The following is a 3,650-nucleotide window of genomic DNA, read 5'->3' on the forward strand; positions in this document are numbered from 1 at the left end:
TCGAAGGTGATGAATACCTTTGGGATGACTTTGCATTTGCAACGCGTGATGGCTTAGTGGCAACTGCTGTAGATGTAACTGATGAAGCTGAAATTGCTCGTCGTGGTCTGAAAGGTGCGTTCAAACACATTCAATTTGACATTGAATTAGTTAAAGACGTTGAAGGTGCACCTTCTACTGAAGTTGAGCGACGCCGCGCATCAGCTTAAAAATTATAAAGGGATGGATCTTGCATCCATCCTTTTATCTCATTCAACCTAAGAATTTAGACCAATCCAAATCTAATCATTTGGATTTGTTTAAATTTTTGCAAGACCGAAAAGGATATAGATAGCTTTATCTATAAAACGCTATGATTGATAAATCTCAAAAGACTTTAACCGAAGCCCTCTCCCAAATTAAAGACGGTTCAACCATTATGATTGGTGGGTTTGGTACCGCAGGTCAGCCTGCTGAACTCATCGATGGCTTAATTGAACTCGGTATTAAAGACTTAGTGATCGTCAACAACAACGCAGGTAATGGTGATTACGGCTTGGCTAAACTGTTACAAGCAGGCGCTGTACGTAAAATCATCTGTTCTTTTCCTCGTCAGTCTGACTCTTATGTCTTCGATGAACTCTACCGTGCAGGCAAAATCGAGTTAGAACTTGTACCGCAAGGCAACTTGGCTTGCCGTATTCAAGCGGCGGGTATGGGCTTAGGTCCAATCTACACACCAACAGGTTTTGGTACTTTGCTCGCTGAAGGCAAACCGACCATGAACTATGAAGGTAAAGACTACGTTTTAGAAAATCCAATCAAAGCTGACTTTGCGTTAATTAAAGCGCATAAGGGCGATCGCTGGGGGAACTTGGTGTACCGTAAATCTGCACGTAACTTTGGTCCAATTATGGCCATGGCAGCAGATATCACCATCGCGCAAGTATCAGAAGTCGTGGAACTCGGTGCCTTAGATCCTGAACACATCATCACCCCTGGGATCTTTGTACAACACGTTGTACAAGTTCAACCTGCGCAGTAATTTGAGATTGGAGAAATAAAATGAGTTATCAAAAATTAACCCGTGATCAAATTGCTGAACGTGTTGCACAAGATATTCCTGATGGTGCTTATGTCAACCTTGGGATTGGTTTACCGACCAAGATCTCGAGTTACTTACCTGCTGACAAAGATGTTTTTTTACATTCTGAAAATGGTTTATTGGCCTTTGGTCCACCCCCTGCAGAAGAAGACCGTGACCCTGAGTTAATTAACGCGGGTAAAGAGTTTGTGACTTTATTAGAAGGCGGAGCTTTCTTCCATCATGGTGACTCATTTGCCATGATGCGTGGTGGTCACTTAGACATCGCTGTACTCGGTGCTTTCCAAGTGGCAGAAAATGGTGATCTTGCAAACTGGCATACCAGTGCACCTGATGCCATCCCTGCTGTGGGTGGTGCGATGGACTTAGCTGTGGGTGCGAAGAAAGTCTTCATCACCACCGATCATGTCACTAAAAAAGGCGAACCTAAAATCGTTGCTGAGCTGACTTATCCTGCGACAGGTTTGAAATGTGTGGACCGCATTTATACGGACCTTTGTGTGATTGATGTGACGGCAGATGGCATGAAAGTCATTGAGAAAGTTGAAGGCTTATCTTTTGAAGAGCTTCAATCGATGACGGGTGCCAAACTTATTGATGCAACTCAAGACTGATTTATCAATCCTCCCTCTTGCGGAGCCATGCTCCTCACCTTTATTAAAGGAGGGACTTTCCACCCAATTTACTTAAGCGGGTGGACTCCGCCCTTTTTCAAAGGGAGATCGGGAGGGATTCAAAGATTTAGGACATAAATAAATGAAAAACGCATACATCATTGATGCCATTCGTACGCCTTTTGGTCGTTATGCCGGTGGTTTAGCGTCTGTCCGTGCGGATGACTTAGGTGCAGTGCCATTAAAAGCGTTAATGGAACGTAACCCTTCTGTGGATTGGAATGTCGTCGATGACGTTTTATTTGGCTGTGCCAACCAAGCCGGTGAAGATAACCGTAACATCGGTCGTATGTCGGCGCTTTTAGCAGGCATTCCTTATACAGTGCCTGCAACCACAGTCAACCGTTTATGTGGTTCATCACTCGATACCGTAGCAATGGCCGCGCGTGCCATTAAAGCAGGTGAAGCTGACGTGATTGTGGCAGGTGGTGTTGAATCCATGTCACGTGCCCCATTTGTGATGGGTAAATCTGAGAGTGCATTTGGTCGTACACAAAAGATTGAAGACACCACCATGGGCTGGCGTTTTATCAATCCAAAGCTTAAAGAAATGTATGGTGTTGAAACCATGCCGCAAACGGCTGAAAACGTGGCTGAACAGTTCAACATTAGCCGTGCTGATCAAGACCAATTTGCTTTAACCAGTCAACAACGTACGGCAGCAGCTCAAGCACGTGGTTTCTTTGATCAAGAAATCGTGCCTGTGACTATTCCACAGCGTAAAGGTGATGCGGTTGTGGTGGCAAAAGATGAACATCCTCGTGCATCAACCACTTTAGAAGCCTTAACCAAGTTAAAACCTGTTGTAAAAGCAGACGGTACAGTAACCGCAGGTAATGCATCAGGGATTAATGATGGTGCTGCTGCAATTTTGATTGCTTCTGATACAGCTGTAGAAAAATATGGTTTAAAACCTCGTGCCAAAGTGATTGGTGCAACCACTGTTGGGGTTGAACCTCGCATTATGGGCTTTGGTCCTGCACCTGCGATTAAAAAACTGTTAGCACAAACAGGCTTAACACTAGAGCAAATGGATGTGATTGAGCTGAACGAAGCGTTTGCAGCACAAGCATTGGCATGTACACGTGACCTAGGTTTAGCCGACGATGATGCGCGTGTAAACCCAAATGGTGGTGCAATTGCACTGGGTCATCCATTGGGTGCATCAGGTGCGCGTTTGGTGACGACTGCTCTCAACCAACTAGAAGCAACTGGCGGCAAATATGCATTGTGCTCTATGTGTATCGGTGTGGGTCAAGGCATCGCTTTAATTATTGAACGTGTTTAACTATTAAAAACCCCCTCCCTTTTCTAAAGGGAGGTCGGGAGGGATTCTATGCCTACTTTTTATTCAAATGATGCGCAAATCAATTATCAAACTTTTGGTGATTCAAGCAAACCTGCTCTTGTTTTCTCTAACTCTTTAGGGACAAATTTCAGCATGTGGCAATCACAAATTGAGTTTTTTAAAGCTTCTCATTATGTGATTTGTTATGACACGCGTGGTCATGGTGCATCAGACGCGCCTCAAGGTCCATATACCATTGATCAACTTGGTCAAGATGTGGTGAATTTACTCGACCATTTAAATGTTGAAAAAGCTGCATTTTGTGGTATTTCGATGGGTGGTTTGACAGGTCAATGGTTAGCGATCAATCATCCTCAACGCTTTAGTCATGTGATTGTGTGTAATACCGCCGCTAAAATTGGCAATGAAAATACTTGGAATGATCGTGCCGCATTGGTTCGTGAACAAGGTTTAGCGCCGATTGCATCAACGGCTGCAGGTCGTTGGTTTACAGATCCCTTTATCCAAAGCAACCCAGCAGTGATTGAAAAACTTTCAAACGACTTAGGAGCTGGCAGCCCTGAAGGTTATGCAAGCTGCTGTG

General features: G+C 44.4%; 4 protein-coding genes and 1 pseudogene. All 5 read left to right on the top strand.

Annotation, left to right across the window (positions count from 1 at the left end; translation table 11 throughout):
- Positions 1 to 209: pseudogene (locus tag FTV17_RS15310) on the top strand (catechol 1,2-dioxygenase); the annotation flags it as partial.
- A gap of 143 nt (positions 210 to 352) precedes the next feature.
- A complete protein-coding gene (locus FTV17_RS15315; protein ID WP_180000679.1) occupies positions 353 to 1,024 on the top strand; it encodes a 3-oxoacid CoA-transferase subunit A in 672 nt (223 codons plus the stop codon).
- 20 nt (positions 1,025 to 1,044) lie between these two features.
- On the top strand, positions 1,045 to 1,698 hold the full coding sequence (locus tag FTV17_RS15320; RefSeq protein WP_180000681.1) for a 3-oxoacid CoA-transferase subunit B: 654 nt from the start codon (positions 1,045 to 1,047) through the stop codon (positions 1,696 to 1,698).
- A 142-nt stretch (positions 1,699 to 1,840) separates the two neighbouring features.
- Complete coding sequence (gene pcaF, locus FTV17_RS15325) at positions 1,841 to 3,046, top strand: 3-oxoadipyl-CoA thiolase (protein WP_180000683.1); 1,206 nt, start codon at positions 1,841 to 1,843, stop codon at positions 3,044 to 3,046.
- Positions 3,047 to 3,094: 48 nt separating this feature from the next.
- Positions 3,095 to 3,650: alpha/beta fold hydrolase (locus tag FTV17_RS15330; RefSeq protein WP_180000685.1), on the top strand; the 556-nt coding region annotated here is incomplete at its 3' end.

This window comes from Acinetobacter sp. YH12239 (assembly GCF_013417635.1).
Classification (GTDB): domain Bacteria; phylum Pseudomonadota; class Gammaproteobacteria; order Pseudomonadales; family Moraxellaceae; genus Acinetobacter.

What these genes read in the sequence shown, in the direction of transcription:
- FTV17_RS15315 (WP_180000679.1), top strand. Translation starts at nt 353, where the DNA reads ATGATTGATAAATCTCAAAAGACTTTAACCGAAGCCCTCTCCCAAATT.
- FTV17_RS15320 (WP_180000681.1), top strand. Translation starts at nt 1,045, where the DNA reads ATGAGTTATCAAAAATTAACCCGTGATCAAATTGCTGAACGTGTTGCA.
- pcaF (WP_180000683.1), top strand. Translation starts at nt 1,841, where the DNA reads ATGAAAAACGCATACATCATTGATGCCATTCGTACGCCTTTTGGTCGT.